Raw genomic sequence first — 16278 nt, 5'->3', positions numbered from 1 at the left:
ATTTTTACGTGAAAATTCATTTAAGGAATAAGAAATGTCTCACACTACACCTGTATATCATGGTCGTTGTTTATGTGATGGGATTCACTATGAGATTCACGGTGAAATTGGTGAGATCATCCAATGTCATTGCCAACGTTGTCGTAAAGCCAATGGAACAGCCTTTGCAACCAATGCACCGATTAACAGTGCAGATTTTAAAATTATACAAGGTGAAAATTTAATTAAAAAGTTTGCAACAGCAGGTGTTTACCGTTGGTTTTGTGGAGAATGTGGTTCGCCATTGATTAGTTCGCGCGATGCACAGCCAGAGCTTTACCGCCTAAGAATCGGGAGCTTAGATACGCCTTTACAGCAAAAACCAAGTATGCACATCTTCACTGCATCCAAAGCCGAGTGGGACTGCATAGCCGATGATTTACCACAATATGCTGAACGTCCTTAAACGAAGTATCTGATTATGATTTTTGAGACATCGAAATTAGAGGCAAATGAAATCTATCGACTATTGGTGGGCGGAATTACCCCTCGACCGATTGCGTGGATAAGCACCGTATCTGCTGATGGGGTTGCCAATCTCGCACCCTATTCTTTCTTTAATGTAGCCAGTTGCAATCCTCCTATTCTTTGGTATTCGCAAGTAAATCCAAGAACTGGCAATGATAAAGATACCTTAAGAAATTTAATCGACACCAAAGCGTGTGTGGTACATATCGTCAATGCTCAGTTACTTGAAAAGATGAATTTGACCTGTGCTTCACTTTCCGCAGAGCAAAGTGAATTTGATTTTGCTGAGATTGAATCCTGTCCAAGCCATCAAGTGCAGCCTTTGTCGGTCAAAGATTCTATGATTCGCTACGAGTGTCATCTAAGAGAGGTGATTCAACTGAGTACGTTGCCATCAGGTGGAACAGTCGCCTTGCTTGATGTGAAATCCATATATGTGGATGATCGCTTATGGGATGGCAAAATGATTGATCAACAGCAACTCGACAGTGTCGGGAAAATGGGTGGTGATTTTTATAGTTTAACCACTGAATTGCGAGAACTCAAACGACCATAACAGAGTAGATAGAATAGGAGGAGACGCCTCCTATTTCTTATTTTGTTGTTAAAATTTCATTTTCAAACTGAATGTTATCCCAGCCATTTTTAATAAACTCATGAATCGTACTTGATAATTCAATTGGGCTAATACGTGATATATAAATTGATTGGCAGTGATTAAAAAGTACAAAACGATGTAGTGTTTTTAGAAAAGGTATTAGCCACAATGCGATATCAATTTGGGTATTTTCAATATGCAGATGAATTAACTCAAACTGAGCGCTTTTACGGTGAGCTTTACAATCAACCCGGCCAATAAAAACATCACCAAATAAAATAGGCAAACAAAAATACCCATATTTTCTTTTTGCTTGCGGCGTGTAACATTCAAGACGAAAATCAAAGTCAAAGCAGGTTTTTACGCGTTCACGATGAATGATTGAGTTGTCAAAAGGTGAGAGTAAGCAAAGGTTGCTATGATCCGTGTTATAGGTTTTTTCAAGTAAATCAGTGCGCACATAGATCGTTTGTATTTCATTTCCTTCGAACTTTTGGATGATTTTATCCTCAAGCATTTGACTTCGAATTTTTTCAACATTTTGACGTAATATTTGTCCTTTTTTTAAATGTGTTATTTGCTTGATGGTGGTAAAGCCATACGCTCTAAGATAAGTCTTGACCAGATATTCAGCGTATTCTAATGCTGTTGGTGGCGTGGTATTGATCGTACTGGGCAGCACCCTTTCACTCAGATCATAAACTTTTTCTATGCCATTTCTGGCACAAATCATGAGATCCCCTTGCATAAAAAGCTGCTCAAGCGCGATTTTCGTTGGTTTCCAATTCCACCAACTGCTATTACTTTTGCTTAAGCTTTCAAAATCTCTGGCTTTTTGCGGTCCCTCAATACGGATTTTGTCGTACACATTGTGCATGACTTGAGGATCCGCTTTAAAATAACGAGATTCACCATTTTTAATGCTTAGCATTTGCGGTAAAGCATAGCGAAAATCTTGCATGGGCAAATACGACGCAGCATGAAACCAGTATTCAAATATTTGACGTTCTGCGACTAATTGATCAAGAAGTTGTGGCTGATAATCCGGAATTCTTGTCCAAAAAGTATGATGATGCGCCCGCGCAATCACCGATAAAGTATCAATCTGCACATATCCAAGCTGTTGTAAGGTCGCAAGAACAGCCGCTTTTCCTGAGCCAAAAGGTTTTTTGTGATTCAGACCTTGCGCTTCAAATGTAATTAGTCGTAGTTTTTTTAATAGATCAGCTTGGTTAATCGTCATGATTTCCCTCAGGTATTTTTTATTCAAACATTTATTATTTCGCTGAATATTACATTTCTAAATTTCACACCTTCAGAAATCATTCAGGCGAAACTAAAAAAGTATTTCACGACGAGATGTGCGGTTGGTAAAGGCGTGCATTATTTTATCAAGTGATAAAATGAAACTTCTTTTTCTGCGCGGCATTGGCTATTATTAGAACATAAAATATTTTAAATCAATTTATTAAGAGTATTTATGAATACTGAATTATCTTTAGAGAAACAAGAGCAAAAAGAAATTTTACCATTTTCGCCCAAAAACTTATGGATGCTGTTCTTGCAACCGAAGACATTTTTTTCTTTGCCAGCAATCTATCATCATCGCAGTATTATGATAGCTGCCTATTTAATAGGTGTATTTTCTGTCATGGATCGAGTCGATCAAAAGTTGCTTCAAGCAGAATTTGGAAATCGTACATCATTAATGCTTGATATTACAGATGCTTGGTGGAGTTATTGGTTACTCGTTTTAGGGCTGGGAACGATCTCTGCTGTAATTGTTTGGTTGATACACGGTTGGTGGTATAAAAAGCGTTTACAGTTTTCAGGCGCCAAAGACGCAGACCCACAACTGGCCCGACATATTTGGGCTTTACAATCTTTGGTCACAGCTTTGCCTGTTATGATTGTCACAATATTACAGACATTGATGTATAGCAGTTATCTTGATGCGTATCAAAACTCATCAATTTTGAACTTGGTGGTAATTCCTTTTATATTTTGGTCATGTTGGGTGAGCTATCGAGCTGCAACCTCAGTGTTTAATACCAACGGATGGGCGAAGTTTTGGTTTCTGGCATTTCCGATCACGTTTTATGTGCTAGCAATGGGGCTTTTTACCGCTTTAGTTGTAAATGCATGATCGGAGTAGGGTGGCAAGCAGGAAGGGAAACCTTCCTGTCTTTTCAATATCAACGGGCAGTTAGCGCCTCACCCTCAAATTTCACACCATCCCAACCATTTTGCATAAATTGACGAATGTTTTGGTGATCCGTTCCTTCTGGTGTTGTAAGCACAGAAGCGTAATGCTCAGCAAATAAACTTAAGGTTTCTTCAGCATTTAAGCCTTCGATTTTGGCAAAAGAAAATACTTTGGCACTGCCTTGGTTTTCTGTTGCAGCATTGAATTGTGCACCATTTTGAAAAGCGGTTGGGTTATGCTGATAACGTGCTTCAATAAATGCCAACACATCTGCAAACTTGGCAGAACCTGCTTTTAATTGCGCTAATAATGTTTGAGCCATTTTAAAATTCCATGTGTATAAAATGAATGCGAGCATCATAACATGAGGAAACTGTGGATAACTGAATGCTTATGCACAGTTTCCTTACAACTCAAAAAGATCGGTTGAGTTGTCTAAAAATTATGTTATTTTAGAAAAATAAAGGAGATGGTATTCCTCCTATTACAAACCGCCGTTGTGGCTAATGATGCCTACGTGACCCTAAACAGGGGACGTAGCTGTGTGCGTGCTCTGTTTTAATTGAAGAGTTCGCCGATGAAAAGCTTCCAGAAGAATATTGATCAATCCATGCAGAATACTTTTTCTTCTCCAAGTTTAATTTTGGAGTCATGATGTATTATTCCTTAATTTCAATTGCAATGGGTTCTGTGCTCGGTGCATGGTTGCGTTGGTTTATTGGTTTAAAACTCAATCCCATCTTTCCCAATATTCCTTTGGGTACGGTCACCGTTAATTTTGTTGGTGGCTTTATTATTGGCTTTGCGATTTCATATTTTTCTCAAAGCTCTTTGAGTCCCAACTATAAACTGTTTGTGATTACAGGATTCTGCGGCGCACTTACCACCTTCTCGACATTTTCAGCTGAGATCATTGCTTTGTTGCAAAGTGGCAAATTGGAATATGCGGCACTTACGATTCTAATTCATGTTTTGGGTTCATTGTTGTTTACGATTTTGGGCATGAGTTTACATCAATGGCTAAGTACGGCTTAGTTTTGGAGTGATGAAATGAATGGATTTTTAATTACTTTTTATACGGCTCAGAATCGACAATATGCAGGTCAATCAATTGTAGAGTGGTTGTTGGCGATCGCAAAACAGATGAATCTACGTGGTGCAACAGTGATCAATGCCAGTCAAGGTTTAGACCATCGCGGTCAATTTCATTCTGCTGGGTTCTTTGAGCTAGCGGATCAGCCTGTACAGATACAACTTGCAGTGACTGCTGAACAGGCAACTGAATTATTAAATTATCTCAGTGATAAACACGTTGCTTTGTTCTATGTCAAAACACCGATTGAGTTCGGTTTTATTGGGCAAGCGTCACTCGACGTTTAACCAATAGTTGTCAGAGGTAAAATTTAGACATAAAAAAAGAAGTCTAAGCGGAGGAGATAATAGCCTTAGACTTCGAATTCTTTTACTTTAATCGTTTAACCTTAAAATTAGATTAAGACTTACGATTAAAACGTGCAAAGCGTTTGTTAAAGCTTGCAACACGACCTTCATTGCTTGCTTGACGTACTTCACCTGTATAGAACGGATGCGATGCACTTGAAATATCTAAGGTTACATATGGGTAAACTTGACCTTGATACTCTTTAGTTTGTTTCGTTTGAAGTGTGCTACCAATCAAAAAGTAGGCATCGGCATTGGTGTCATGAAAAAGCACTTGTTGATAAGCAGGATGAATATCTTTACGCATTTGAAATACTCCTATTGTTTATAGAAATGTTATAACATAACAATATATGGAGTCAATCTAATCTATTTCAAGTTATTGTTTCAAATGGAGCAAAGCGTAAAAAAGCCCTTTCTTCCTGCTTCGAAAAAAAGGCTATGTTTATTAACTTGGTACTAACTCTTCAAACAGATCATTCAGATTATCATGCACTTTAAGGTGAATTAAGTTCCAGTAATGTCCTGAGATGGTACGGTTCACCATTAAGGTATCTGGAGAGGGCTTAAATACATCCCAATATTTCAATGACTTTTTCACCAGACGCATACCATCGTGATGAGATGAATTTTCTGCAAAGTCATAATGTGTACTTAATGGACGCAATAAAATTTCGATCCATTGCACATACAGCTCACTTGGGAATTTTTGCTTTTCAGCAATCGAGTTTAATTCAACCAACAAATCTTCGACTTGGTCAATATCTTCGTGGCGGGCGGCGTTTACCAATGCTTTAAAATGCTGAATGATCTCAGGAGATAGGGTTTTAACACTGCCATAATCGTAAATGATGACAGTTCCATCTTCACGAAAGGCAAAGTTCCCCGGATGAGGATCACAATGGAAACGTTTTAAGAAAAACATTTCTTGTCCTAAAGCACGAATTAAGCGACGACCGATTTGATTGCGTGTGTCAACCGACCAAGTGCTTGCGGTTTCAATGGATTCACCTTGTTCTAAACTTAAGGTCAGCACTCGGCGAGACGAATACGCTTTAAAAACGCTTGGAATGATGACTTGATCATCCAGACTTTCATGGAAAGTTCGAAACACCTCTAGATTTTGTGCTTCAATTTCATAATTCAGTTCAGCAGAGAGGCTGTCTTGGATTTCTTGAAACAATTGATCTTGCAGCTTTTTATCTATTTTTAAAACACCCATCAAGCGTAAAGCTAAACGGACTTGTTTTAAATCACTTTCGCAGGCTTGGTCAACACCAGGATATTGCACTTTGACCACAACAGCTTGCCCATCAGGCAGCACAGCACGATGTACTTGACCGATTGAAGCTGCTGCAAAAGGTTCTGACTCAAAAGAGCTAAAGATATCTTTTAGAGGTTTTCCGAGTTCTTTTTCGACTTGTTGTTGGATCGCAGCAAAGGGCATGGCAGGAGCTTGACGTTGTAGTTTTGCGATTGCCTTAGCCACTTCAGGTGGAAAAATATCTTTATATTGCGAGGCGATTTGTCCAACTTTCATGACCGCGCCTTTCATTTCTCCAAGCGTATCGGCAATTTGTAGACCGACCTCTTGAAAGAATTGACTACGTGCAGCATTTTTTTGTTCTTCATCTGCGGTGAGATTCCGAATCGAATTGGCAACACTTTTGCTGGCAATACTTGCGGTCATGCCAGCCAGTTTAAAAAAACGTTTACTGGGAGAGCTTGCATGTTTTGCCATGGCGGTTGCACCTCATATGGTCAGGTTTGGAAGTCATCTCTTGATCATAGGTGACAAAACTTAAATTGCCTATAACAAAATGTTAAGTGATGTAAGTATTGAATCATGATGCACTGAATAAGAAAAACTTGTATGGCTTCATTTTTATGGGTGAAATCGAATATAGTGTATAGGCATTGGCGGCATCCATGCCACCTTCACGATCGCTGTTGCTGATTATAAAAAAGTACTTAATCTTCAATAATATATGTGAAATATATAATATTGAAATTCAATGTAATTTATGTGGAATTCGCCAGTCGTTTGTTATTTAAATATAAACGTCCAATCAAGAATACACAGGCAATACTTAAGCCAATAATCAGTCCTAGCCAAACCCCTGCCACGCCCCAAGCGGTATAACGAGCCAAATATAAGCCGATTGGGAAAGCAATCACCCAGTACGCCATCAAGGTAATCCACATCGGTGCTTGCGTGTCTTGCATGCCGCGTAAACAACCTGCTGCACTGACTTGCCACGCATCCATCAACTGATAAGCCATTGCAAACCAAAGCAAATACATCGCGACAGGAATCACATCTAAATCAGTGGTATAGACTGCTACGATATATGGTCGTGCAATCGCGATCAGGATCATAGTACATGCTGCAAAAAAGGTCGCACTCATCAGTCCAATTTTTTGAACTTGGCGCATGGCTTGCCAATTTTTCTCACCGTAATACATCCCGACACGAATAGTTAATGCGATCGCCAAGGACAACGGAATCATAAATAGGACTGAGGTGACTGAGATTGCAATCTGATGCGCTGCAATCGCATTTTCCCCTAAGGGACTTAATACCAGTGCGCCTGTACTAAAAATACTGACTTCAAAGAAAATAGCCAAACCAATCGGTAAGCCTAAGAGTAAAATCCGTTTTGTCCATGCTGGATCAATTTTTTCCCATTTTGTAAAGATTGGAACGTGTTGGTAGGCTTTGGCTTTGGAAATATAAAGGGCTAAACTGATCAGCATCAACCACTGTAAAATCGCAGTGGCAAAGCCGCAGCCAGCGCTGCCTAATGCGGGGATTGGCCCAAAGCCATGCATAAAAATCAGATTTAACGGAATCAGCGCCACCAGTGCAACTAAGCTGATCACCGTGACGGGGCGGGGATGACCCAAAGCTTCTGAATAACTCCGTAGCGCGGCATACATCATCACCGCAGGCATACCAAAACCAATCGCATGTAAAAATAAACTGGCTTTCGGTACGAGGCTTTCAGGTACCCCAAATACTGGTAATAACCACGGCAGCGTTTGCATAATTAACAGGGCAATTGTACCCAAAATAGCGGCAACCCATAACGACTGACGGGCAATGGTCGGGATCTTTTCAGGCGTTTTAGCACCTCTTGCTTCTGCGACAAGCGGAGTCGTTGCAATCATGATACCTGCAAATAACAGCATAACGGGCATCCACAAACCGACACCCACTGCGATTGCTGCAAGATCGGCAGCAGATAAATGCCCCGCCATAATGGTATCAATGAGGCCAAAGCCTGCCTGAGCAAACTGTGTCATTAAGATGGGTAACATTAAATGAAACAGATGTTTAAGTTCAAACCGTGCGCTGGTGATGTGGGACACTAAAAATACTCTTAAGGAATAAGGGCTTATTGGTATTTCAGCCATGCATTGCGTTATTGGCTAAAACGACATAAACGAGGCATGAAACGTAGGCAATGGCGGCTCCCTTGTCAAGTTTCATAACGAAGTTTAGAGAGGTTTTAGCCATAACCCTTCGGGACAGGGAGATTTTTTGCCGTTACTACGTTATGTTTATCTCATTTAGAATGACTAAATTTCGTTAAACATGCCTTGTACCATCTAAAAAATCTCCTCTGTCGCAAGCATCTGTGAAATATCAATAGGCCCTAGCGCTGTAACGTGAGTAAAACACCGATAAAAATCACGATACTGCCAAGGAGACGTTGCCAATTGATCGGCGTTTTATCTGTACCTAACCAACCAAAATGGTCTAATAACATTGAAATAACCATTTGTCCGAAGATGACCAGACCTGAAAATGTGAGAAATCCCAGTTTGGGAGCAGTATAAATGCTCATACTGATTGCATAAACCCCAAGTAAGCCTCCGACCCATAAAAACCAAGGAATATGTGAAAGTTCACTTAAATTAGGTTTTGCTGCACTTTGAAAATAGACTAAAAATCCCAAGATCACTGTACCCACTAAAAATGACAGAAAGGCAGCTTGAAGTGGAGAATGTAAATATTCTCTCAGTTGAGCATTAATCGCAGTTTGAAAGGCCATTGCCACACCGACACCTAGAGCGAGGGGGAGAAAAAGGAGCAATTGGCTAGAAATTTTCATCATATGATTGGTCTAATTGTTATTTATGCTGACAGTCTAACTGAATACAAACATGATGGTAAGTCAGTTGACATGTTTGAAGTCACAACAGCGTCTAAGGTAGTCGTGTTAAAATAATGAGGTTCTGTTATTGAGCCTGTACTTTGAGTCATTTAAACCCAGCAAATATTCCACTTTCACTGTATATCCATATGCCTTGGTGCGTGCGTAAATGTCCTTATTGTGACTTTAATTCGCATGCGGTACCTGATGGGCAATTGTCCATGGATTTAGAGCAGCAATACTTAGCTGCTTTGGTGGCCGATTTTGAGACGCAGGTGGAAATGGCACAAGGACGTTCAATCCATAGTGTGTTTATTGGGGGAGGAACGCCATCTCTCATTTCTGCCCAAGGTTATACATGGCTCTTTGACCAGCTCAAAGCACGTCTAAACTTTGAAGCAGGATGCGAAATTACTTTAGAAGCCAATCCTGGCACTGTTGAACATGATCCCTTTGCAGATTATTTAGCTGCTGGCATTAATCGCTTGTCGATTGGCGTGCAGAGTTTTGATACCGAACATTTACAACGCTTAGGACGGATTCATTCCGCCAACAATGCGCTTGATGCGATTCAGCAAGCCCGACAAGCGGGTTTTGAACGGGTCAACGTGGATTTGATGCACGGTTTGCCACAACAGACGCAAGAACAGGCTTTAATGGATCTTAGGCTTGCGGTTGAGCACGGAGCAACGCATATTAGCTGGTATCAACTGACCATTGAACCGAATACGGTTTTTTTCCGAACTCAGCCAGTATTACCAAAAGATGATGTTTTGGAATATATCCAAGAGCAAGGCGAGGCGTATTTAAAAGCCAATGGTTATCTCAATTATGAGGTGTCCGCATGGCGTAAAGAATTGCCATCGACGCATAACTTGAATTATTGGCAATTTGGGGACTATTTAGCGATTGGAGCAGGGGCACATGGCAAAGTCACTTATCCTGATGGCGTTTATCGTTTCCAAAAAACACGTTTGCCTAAAGATTATTTAGCCAAGGTTCCTGCCGATCACGTACAAATGAAACGAATTGAAGCAGATGAGTTGCCATTTGAGTTTATGATGAACGCCTTGCGTTTAAATGACGGCGTAGATGCTGAGTTGTATGCGCAACGAACTGGGCTAGATTTGAATGATTTGAGCGAAACCTTAAATCAACTTCGTGACAAGAAGTTATTGGTTGCAGATCTCAATAAAATTGCTTGTACTGAACAAGGACATATCTTCTTAAATTCGGTATTAGAAAAGTTTTTATAAGGAGAGGGTGACTTTGAGTAAAGGTACTTGAAGTCATTCAATATATTTTGTCATCGTTTAGACATATACAATTTATATGATAGCCAATAAAAAAACCTCATCAAAAATGATGAGGTTCTTTAGAATTTGGTGGGTCGTCCGCGATTCGAACGCGGGACCAACGGATTAAAAGTCCGCTGCTCTACCAGCTGAGCTAACGACCCTGAAAAAATTTTAGAGTAATACTCTAAAATTTTTGCAAGACAAGCGAAGCGCGTAGTCTTACAAAGTAAATCCTTTTCAGGAAATCAAAACAAATAAGTGGTGGGTCGTCCGCGATTCGAACGCGGGACCAACGGATTAAAAGTCCGCTGCTCTACCAGCTGAGCTAACGACCCTGAGCGAGGATAAGTAAAACAACGTTTTACCCGAGCGCAAGAGATGAGAAGCAACGCTTCGCAAGTAGATTTCTCTTACATTCATACTCGAACTGACTCAGAGAGAAGTAAAACTTCTATACACTGTATCGTTTTGATGCTGCGTATTCTAGCAACTTATTCAGCTAACACAAGAGGAAATTTAAAAACAGTCGCATGATTGTTTATAAAAAGCACGATTTCCTCTTGTTTAGTTAAAAAACGAACTAGAAACGGTATTGATAACTTTGAATATTGTCAAAGATTTCAGCATTTACATCACAATAGCGTGTTGCACCTGGTAGTAAAACCAATAAACGCTCATCGGTTTTACTTGGATTAAAACCATCATCTTTCAGCTTATTCTTTTGATATTTAAAAGTACCTGTGGTTTCAACTTTAGCCTGTACACGCAGAAATACTGGGATTGCATATGCAGGTAAGCATTTCTTGAATACATCGACCATATCGGTGAGGTCGGATTCATTTAGCTTTTCACCATCTACAAGTGTGATGGCTGCCATACCTGCACGACCATTGGTATTTGGGATTTCTACTCCATACACCACTGCTTCGACAATTTTGTCATATTCGCAAACCATGTTTTCAACTTCAGTTGTAGAGACATTTTCACCTTTCCAACGGAAGGTATCTCCTAAACGGTCTACAAACTGCGCATGACGGAAGCCAATATCACGAACTAAATCGCCAGTATTGAAGTATGAATCGCCTTTGACGAAGACATCTTTCAAGATCACAGATTTGTTCTTTTCTGGATCAGTGTAGCCATCAAATGGAGAACGGCTGGTAATTTTACCAACGAGTAAGCCAACTTCACCTGTCTTCACTTTCTTGCAGTAGCCTTTTTGGTCACGAACAAGTTCATTCTTTTCTTTGTCAAACTCAACAATGGCATAAGGTGTAGGAGAGAAGCCAACGGTATTGTCAAAGTTGAAAATGTTGCTAAAGCCAACGTTACCTTCACTTGATGCATACAGCTCAAGGACTTCTTCAACACCGAAGCGCTCTTTGAACTTGCTCCAAATATTTGGACGCATACCGTTACCAATCATTTTGGTGACACGATGATTGCGATCAAGCTCTGTGACAGGAGCATCCATGAGATATCGGCATAATTCACCAACATAACCAATCGCTGATGCATTGAATTTTTGTACATCTTTCCAGAATGCACTGGTTGAGTATTTACGGCGGACCGCTAATGTTGCGCCACCTGCAATAACACCACACCAACAAACCACGACACCAGTGGCATGATAAAGGGGCAATGTCACGTACATCACGTCATCTTTACCTAGATTGAGGATATGACCGTAAGTACCGTAAGCTAGCGTCCAGCGGCTATGGGTAAAGATTACAGCTTTAGGCAAGCCGGTTGTACCTGAGGTGTAAATATAAAATAAACCGTCTTTACCCATTACGGTACGTGTGGTTGAAGGATTGAACTTTGGAAATTGATCAATTTCTTGAGCGAGGTTGGTATAGCCTTTAGGTGCTGTTCCAGCATCTTTAAGCGTTTCTTGATCCGCAAACCAATGAAAGCGATCTTGAGCAACCTTGAGGTCTTGACGAGCTTCATCAATTGCAGCACGAACTTCTTCACCTGCAATCACGGCGATTGGGTTGACTAAGTTGATGCTATGCGCCAGCACTTTACCAATTTGAGAGGTATTGACCAGTGCAATAGTCACTCCAATTTTTGCTAAAGCAACGATCGTGGCAATCAATTCAGGACGGTTTTCCACCATCACCGCGATGACATCACCTTTTTTTGCACCAAGCGATAAATAGTAATGCGCAATTTGGTTGGCCCATTCATTCAGTGCTTGGTAGCTGTAGCTTTGATCTTCAAATAATAACGCGATACCTTGCGGGTTGCGCTTTACTGCTTTTTCAAAAGCGACCCCTAAGCCAGCTGGAGAAGTTGGCGTTCGCAAATATGCTTGTTTAAGACCATTCAGAATATGAGGTACTTTGGTGAGAAAGTTTGGAAGTCGAGTTGCGACATCACCAAGAGTAATAATATCGGTCTGCGTAGTTTGGCTCATATCAATCCTATTTATTTTTCGATCAATCCAAAGGTGGCTATCTGTGAGAACATAACCATTAACATCATTGTTAGCGATGTTGTTTTTAATCGCAAGTTCCTAGAGCAATCAACCTAATTTGACAAAATAACAAAAAAGCCTAGTCACCGAAATGACTAGGCTCTTGATTATTGAGTGCGATTTAGCAAATTACTCATTGCTAGGAACACTCTTTTTCGGTGGACGTCCACGTGGGCGACGAGGGCGGTTAGATTTTTCTTTCTCGATTCTAGCCGCAGCCTCCTCTTCTGATTCTGGTGCTTCAGGATCTGAAGTTGGCTCCTCGGTTTCAGTCGCTTGTGCTGGTTCGACTGTTTTCTCTACAGCAACTGCTTTTGATTTCGCAGCAGATTGTGGTTTTTCAACCGTTTTAGCAGGAGTTGCTTCAACTTCAGAAACTTCAGTTGTTGCTAGCTCTAGCGGTTGTTGCTCAGGCGTTACTGCAACGGTTTCCTCAGCGACAGCAGCAGTGACTTCTGTTTCTTTCACTTCTTCTTTAACGTCAGTGTTTTCTACAGGTACAGGCACTGCTTCTACTGGAGCTGCCGTTGAGCTTAAATGCGCTTCTTTGGCTTGCTCAGCAGCAAGTTTAGCTAAACGACGACGCTCACGAGGGTCATTTGCAACACGAATAGAAGATGCTTCAGGTGGCGTGAGTGCTAACACTGGTGCCGGTTCTGCTTCTTCGGTTGGTTTTTGGCTCGGAAGTTCAACGTCACGAGTAACTGGGCGTTTCTCCTCAGTTTCGGTTGTTTCAACCACGAGGCTGCTTGCATATTGTTCAGCGAACTTTTGTAAAGCACGATTGAACGTCGTAATTAAACCAAATTGCTCAATTAAAATGGTGCAATCTTCACCATAAACATGACGAATCAAGCTGCTAAGTGTGTATTGTCCCAAGCTTGGAATTTGCGATGGGGCAATTTTCGGCACCGCTTTTTGGTTCGTTTGAGCTTTACGCTGCTGACGATGGCGCGAACGTGGATCATTCGCTGCACGTTTTGCTGGTGCTTGTGCGACTTCAGCGACTGGTGTTTCTACAACCGCAGGTTGTTCTGACACAGGTGCTGTCTTCGCAGTTTCAACCGCTGCTGCCATAGGTTGAGCTGGCTCTGCTTTTACTGCAGGAGCAACTTTCTGTTGTGGATTAAGTGCAACAATTTCACTTTGACCTTGATCAATGTTCACAATCAATGCTGTGTTCATTGGTTCAGTACGTGGCGCATCAATCACAGCAACTTTAACTTGTTGTGGATTCTCTGCTGCTGGAGCAGCAGGTGCTTCATTTAAAACGCTTTGATCACGGTGACGATTTGGTCGATTTGGTCGTTGTTGATTGCGTTCACGACGTGGCAACGGTGTAGCATCATTTCCATGAGCAGCATCATTCTGCTGTTGTTGGTTTTGAGGCTCTTGTGGTTGCTGACGTTTCTGTTGGCGCTTCATCTCACGTTGTTCGTGACGCTGTTCTTGACGAGAGAGCTGTACGACTTCTTCATGCACAGGAGCAGATGCTTGTGGTTCATGTGCATGAACATGCACGTGCTGTTCGCGTTGCTCTTTGTGTTTACGCTTCTTCTGATTTTGCGATTGGTTTTGAGATGGATGTGGACGATGTGTTTTTTCGTCTTTATCAAAAGATTCGCGTGCTTCTTGTTTCACAGGCGGTTGTGACATATAAGCATTGTTGCTTACAGGTGCTGTTACTACTTCTGATGCAACAGGTGTTGGGATCGCAACTTGACCAAATTGGCCACGACTGATCGCACCATTGTTCACCATTTGTTCAATGCTTGCCGCAGCATTTTGTGCAGAACGAGACTGATCAGTGGTTTGTGCTTGTTTTTGAACAAATAAGTTCTCTAACCATGCACATGGACTCGTTGAAGTCTGTGGTTTTGCTTGTGTTTGTGATGGTTGTTGAGCGGCTTGCGTTTGACCAGCTTTTTTCTGTGGTGCCGCTGTCTGGTTTTTGGCAGGTGCAGCATGTTGATGCTCAGCATCCTCTATATGCCATTCAGAAGATTCATAGCCCAGTTCTTTTTCACTTGAGCGAGTTGCTTCTGTACGTTCATAGCTTGAAGGTGCAAAACCTTCTGGATTGAACTGGATTTGATAATGCGGTGTTTCTAAGTGTGGGTGAGGAAGGATCGTAACCCGCACATTTGAGGTTTGTTCAAGATAAACAAGACTATGACGTTTTTCATTCAATAGGAATGCTGCGATTTCAACAGGCACTTCAACTTGAACTTCACCTTGACGTTCACGTAATGCAATTTCTTCAACTTTACGCATGATCGAAAGTGAAAGAGAGCGTAAGTCACGAACCATACCTGTGCCATGACAGCGAGGGCAGACATAACCTGTTGCTTCTTCTAAAGACGGACGTAAGCGTTGGCGGCTCATTTCCATCAAACCGAAACGTGATAACTGACCGAACTGAATACGTGCGCGATCGCTTTGCGTTGCTTCACGGAGTTTAGCTTCAACCATACGTTGGTTGCGGTCTTTGGTCATGTCGATAAAGTCGATCACCACCAACCCACCAATATCACGTAAACGTAATTGACGAGCGATTTCTTCCGCAGCTTCTAAATTGGTATTTAAAGCTGTTTCTTCAACATCATGTCCGCGTGTTGATTTTGCAGAGTTGATATCAATCGAAACAAGCGCTTCTGTTTGATCGATCACGATTGAACCACCAGAAGGAAGCTTTACTTCACGTTCATAGGCAGTTTGGATTTGGCTTTCGATACCAAAGTGAGCGAATAAAGGCTCATTCAAGGTATAGGTTTTCAATTTGTCGAGTTGACGTGGCATGACAGCTTTTACGAAGTTATAAGCTTCGTTATACGCTTGTTCGCTATCAATTAAGATTTCTGAAACATCATCACGCAAGTAATCACGGATTGCACGTGTGACCACACCCGCTTCTTGATGCACCAACATTGGCGATGGGCCAGTGCTTGAGGTGCTTTGAATTTGAGCCCAAAGGTCAAGCAAATGTTGCAAGTCGAGTTGCAGTTCTTCTTGCGTACGACCGATACCGGCAGTACGTACAATCACGCTCATGCCGCGAGGAAGGTTTAATGACGCTAAAATTTCTTTCAGTTCTTCACGGACTGAACCTGAAATCTGACGGCTAATACCACCACCTTTCGGGTTGTTTGGCATTAATACTAAATAGCGACCAGCAAGTGAGATGAAAGTTGAAAGTGCAGCACCTTTGTTGCCACGTTCTTCTTTTTCAACTTGAACCAGTAACTCAGTCCCTTCGGTGATGAGTTCACGGATATTTGAGGTTTGGCGAGGGTCAGCTTTGAAATACGAGTTTGCAATTTCTCGCATTGATAAAAAGCCTTGACGCTGTGCGCCGTACTCGACGAAAACCGCTTCTAAAGACGGTTCAACGCGAGTGACATGACCTTTATAGATATTTGATTTTTTCTGTTCACGAGTACGATTTTCTAAATCGAAATCGTAAAGACGATTATCAGTGATAAGTGCAACGCGAACTTCTTCGGCGTGGGTTGCATTAATCAACATACGTTTCATGGGTGTGACACCTAATAGTGATGCACACAAACAACAAGCTCAATACTTTTGAA

Annotated in this window: 14 protein-coding genes, 2 tRNA genes and 1 riboswitch; of the genes, 6 read left to right on the top strand and 10 right to left on the bottom strand. The window is 41.4% G+C overall.

What is annotated here, in order from left to right:
• Positions 1-34: 34 nt before the first annotated feature.
• Together MMO38_RS09120 and MMO38_RS09115 are read left to right on the top strand one after the other, a co-directional pair.
• On the top strand, positions 35-445 hold the full coding sequence (locus tag MMO38_RS09120; RefSeq protein ID WP_241323310.1) for a GFA family protein: 411 nt from the start codon (positions 35-37) through the stop codon (positions 443-445).
• A gap of 15 nt (positions 446-460) precedes the next feature.
• Complete coding sequence (locus MMO38_RS09115; protein WP_241323309.1) at positions 461-1063, top strand: flavin reductase family protein; 603 nt, start codon at positions 461-463, stop codon at positions 1061-1063.
• Positions 1064-1100: 37 nt separating this feature from the next.
• Here the strand turns inward: MMO38_RS09115 and MMO38_RS09110 are convergent, their stop codons facing one another.
• A complete protein-coding gene (locus MMO38_RS09110) occupies positions 1101-2348 on the bottom strand; it encodes a crosslink repair DNA glycosylase YcaQ family protein (protein WP_241323308.1) in 1248 nt (415 codons plus the stop codon).
• 237 nt (positions 2349-2585) lie between these two features.
• Between MMO38_RS09110 and MMO38_RS09105 the strand changes: the two genes are divergently transcribed.
• On the top strand, positions 2586-3251 hold the full coding sequence (locus MMO38_RS09105) for a hypothetical protein (protein WP_241323307.1): 666 nt from the start codon (positions 2586-2588) through the stop codon (positions 3249-3251).
• A 49-nt stretch (positions 3252-3300) separates the two neighbouring features.
• Here the strand turns inward: MMO38_RS09105 and MMO38_RS09100 are convergent, their stop codons facing one another.
• Complete coding sequence (locus MMO38_RS09100) at positions 3301-3633, bottom strand: HopJ type III effector protein (RefSeq protein ID WP_241323306.1); 333 nt, start codon at positions 3631-3633, stop codon at positions 3301-3303.
• 134 nt (positions 3634-3767) lie between these two features.
• A riboswitch (Fluoride riboswitch) is annotated at positions 3768-3834 on the top strand.
• A gap of 131 nt (positions 3835-3965) precedes the next feature.
• Between MMO38_RS09100 and crcB the strand changes: the two genes are divergently transcribed.
• On the top strand, positions 3966-4346 hold the full coding sequence (crcB, locus tag MMO38_RS09095) for a fluoride efflux transporter CrcB (RefSeq protein ID WP_004668476.1): 381 nt from the start codon (positions 3966-3968) through the stop codon (positions 4344-4346).
• 15 nt (positions 4347-4361) lie between these two features.
• Positions 4362-4691 carry a DUF190 domain-containing protein gene (locus MMO38_RS09090; RefSeq protein WP_004668479.1) on the top strand — a complete coding sequence of 110 codons (330 nt, stop codon included), beginning with the start codon at positions 4362-4364 and terminating at the stop codon, positions 4689-4691.
• 112 nt (positions 4692-4803) lie between these two features.
• Here the strand turns inward: MMO38_RS09090 and MMO38_RS09085 are convergent, their stop codons facing one another.
• From MMO38_RS09085 to MMO38_RS09070, 4 genes are all read right to left on the bottom strand, one after another.
• Entirely contained in the window at positions 4804-5058 is a 255-nt protein-coding gene (locus tag MMO38_RS09085; RefSeq protein ID WP_004668481.1) for a type B 50S ribosomal protein L31, read from the bottom strand.
• 141 nt (positions 5059-5199) lie between these two features.
• A complete protein-coding gene (locus MMO38_RS09080) occupies positions 5200-6492 on the bottom strand; it encodes an AarF/ABC1/UbiB kinase family protein (RefSeq protein ID WP_241323305.1) in 1293 nt (430 codons plus the stop codon).
• Between the two features lie 281 nt (positions 6493-6773).
• On the bottom strand, positions 6774-8123 hold the full coding sequence (locus tag MMO38_RS09075; RefSeq protein ID WP_241323304.1) for an MATE family efflux transporter: 1350 nt from the start codon (positions 8121-8123) through the stop codon (positions 6774-6776).
• Between the two features lie 287 nt (positions 8124-8410).
• On the bottom strand, positions 8411-8872 hold the full coding sequence (locus MMO38_RS09070) for a DMT family transporter (RefSeq protein ID WP_241323303.1): 462 nt from the start codon (positions 8870-8872) through the stop codon (positions 8411-8413).
• A gap of 140 nt (positions 8873-9012) precedes the next feature.
• On the opposite strand from MMO38_RS09070, the gene hemW reads away from it, so the two are divergent.
• On the top strand, positions 9013-10167 hold the full coding sequence (gene hemW, locus MMO38_RS09065; RefSeq protein ID WP_241323302.1) for a radical SAM family heme chaperone HemW: 1155 nt from the start codon (positions 9013-9015) through the stop codon (positions 10165-10167).
• 127 nt (positions 10168-10294) lie between these two features.
• Here hemW and MMO38_RS09060 read toward each other — a convergent pair.
• The 4 genes from MMO38_RS09060 to MMO38_RS09045 form a co-directional block, all read right to left on the bottom strand.
• Positions 10295-10370, bottom strand: a tRNA-Lys gene (locus tag MMO38_RS09060).
• A gap of 98 nt (positions 10371-10468) precedes the next feature.
• Positions 10469-10544, bottom strand: a tRNA-Lys gene (locus tag MMO38_RS09055).
• Between the two features lie 245 nt (positions 10545-10789).
• The gene (locus MMO38_RS09050; RefSeq protein WP_241323301.1) at positions 10790-12631 is read right to left on the bottom strand and encodes a long-chain-acyl-CoA synthetase; all 1842 of its coding nucleotides are present in this window, start codon (positions 12629-12631) and stop codon (positions 10790-10792) included.
• Positions 12632-12820: 189 nt separating this feature from the next.
• Positions 12821-16225 carry an Rne/Rng family ribonuclease gene (locus MMO38_RS09045; protein ID WP_241323300.1) on the bottom strand — a complete coding sequence of 1135 codons (3405 nt, stop codon included), beginning with the start codon at positions 16223-16225 and terminating at the stop codon, positions 12821-12823.
• Positions 16226-16278 lie beyond the last annotated feature (53 nt).

It is taken from the genome of Acinetobacter sp. NIPH 1852, from assembly GCF_022549455.1.
In the GTDB taxonomy this organism is placed as follows: domain Bacteria; phylum Pseudomonadota; class Gammaproteobacteria; order Pseudomonadales; family Moraxellaceae; genus Acinetobacter.
Note: the sequence above shows the minus strand (reverse complement) of the source record. Positions and strands in the feature narration are given on the sequence as shown.

Bases quoted from the DNA above. Each gene is read 5' to 3' on its own strand.
- MMO38_RS09070 (WP_241323303.1), bottom strand. From the start codon at position 8,872: ATGATGAAAATTTCTAGCCAATTGCTCCTTTTTCTCCCCCTCGCTCTA.
- MMO38_RS09100 (WP_241323306.1), bottom strand. From the start codon at position 3,633: ATGGCTCAAACATTATTAGCGCAATTAAAAGCAGGTTCTGCCAAGTTT.
- MMO38_RS09085 (WP_004668481.1), bottom strand. From the start codon at position 5,058: ATGCGTAAAGATATTCATCCTGCTTATCAACAAGTGCTTTTTCATGAC.
- MMO38_RS09045 (WP_241323300.1), bottom strand. From the start codon at position 16,225: ATGAAACGTATGTTGATTAATGCAACCCACGCCGAAGAAGTTCGCGTT.
- MMO38_RS09115 (WP_241323309.1), top strand. From the start codon at position 461: ATGATTTTTGAGACATCGAAATTAGAGGCAAATGAAATCTATCGACTA.
- MMO38_RS09110 (WP_241323308.1), bottom strand. From the start codon at position 2,348: ATGACGATTAACCAAGCTGATCTATTAAAAAAACTACGACTAATTACA.
- MMO38_RS09080 (WP_241323305.1), bottom strand. From the start codon at position 6,492: ATGGCAAAACATGCAAGCTCTCCCAGTAAACGTTTTTTTAAACTGGCT.
- MMO38_RS09090 (WP_004668479.1), top strand. From the start codon at position 4,362: ATGAATGGATTTTTAATTACTTTTTATACGGCTCAGAATCGACAATAT.
- MMO38_RS09050 (WP_241323301.1), bottom strand. From the start codon at position 12,631: ATGAGCCAAACTACGCAGACCGATATTATTACTCTTGGTGATGTCGCA.
- MMO38_RS09105 (WP_241323307.1), top strand. From the start codon at position 2,586: ATGAATACTGAATTATCTTTAGAGAAACAAGAGCAAAAAGAAATTTTA.
- crcB (WP_004668476.1), top strand. From the start codon at position 3,966: ATGTATTATTCCTTAATTTCAATTGCAATGGGTTCTGTGCTCGGTGCA.
- MMO38_RS09120 (WP_241323310.1), top strand. From the start codon at position 35: ATGTCTCACACTACACCTGTATATCATGGTCGTTGTTTATGTGATGGG.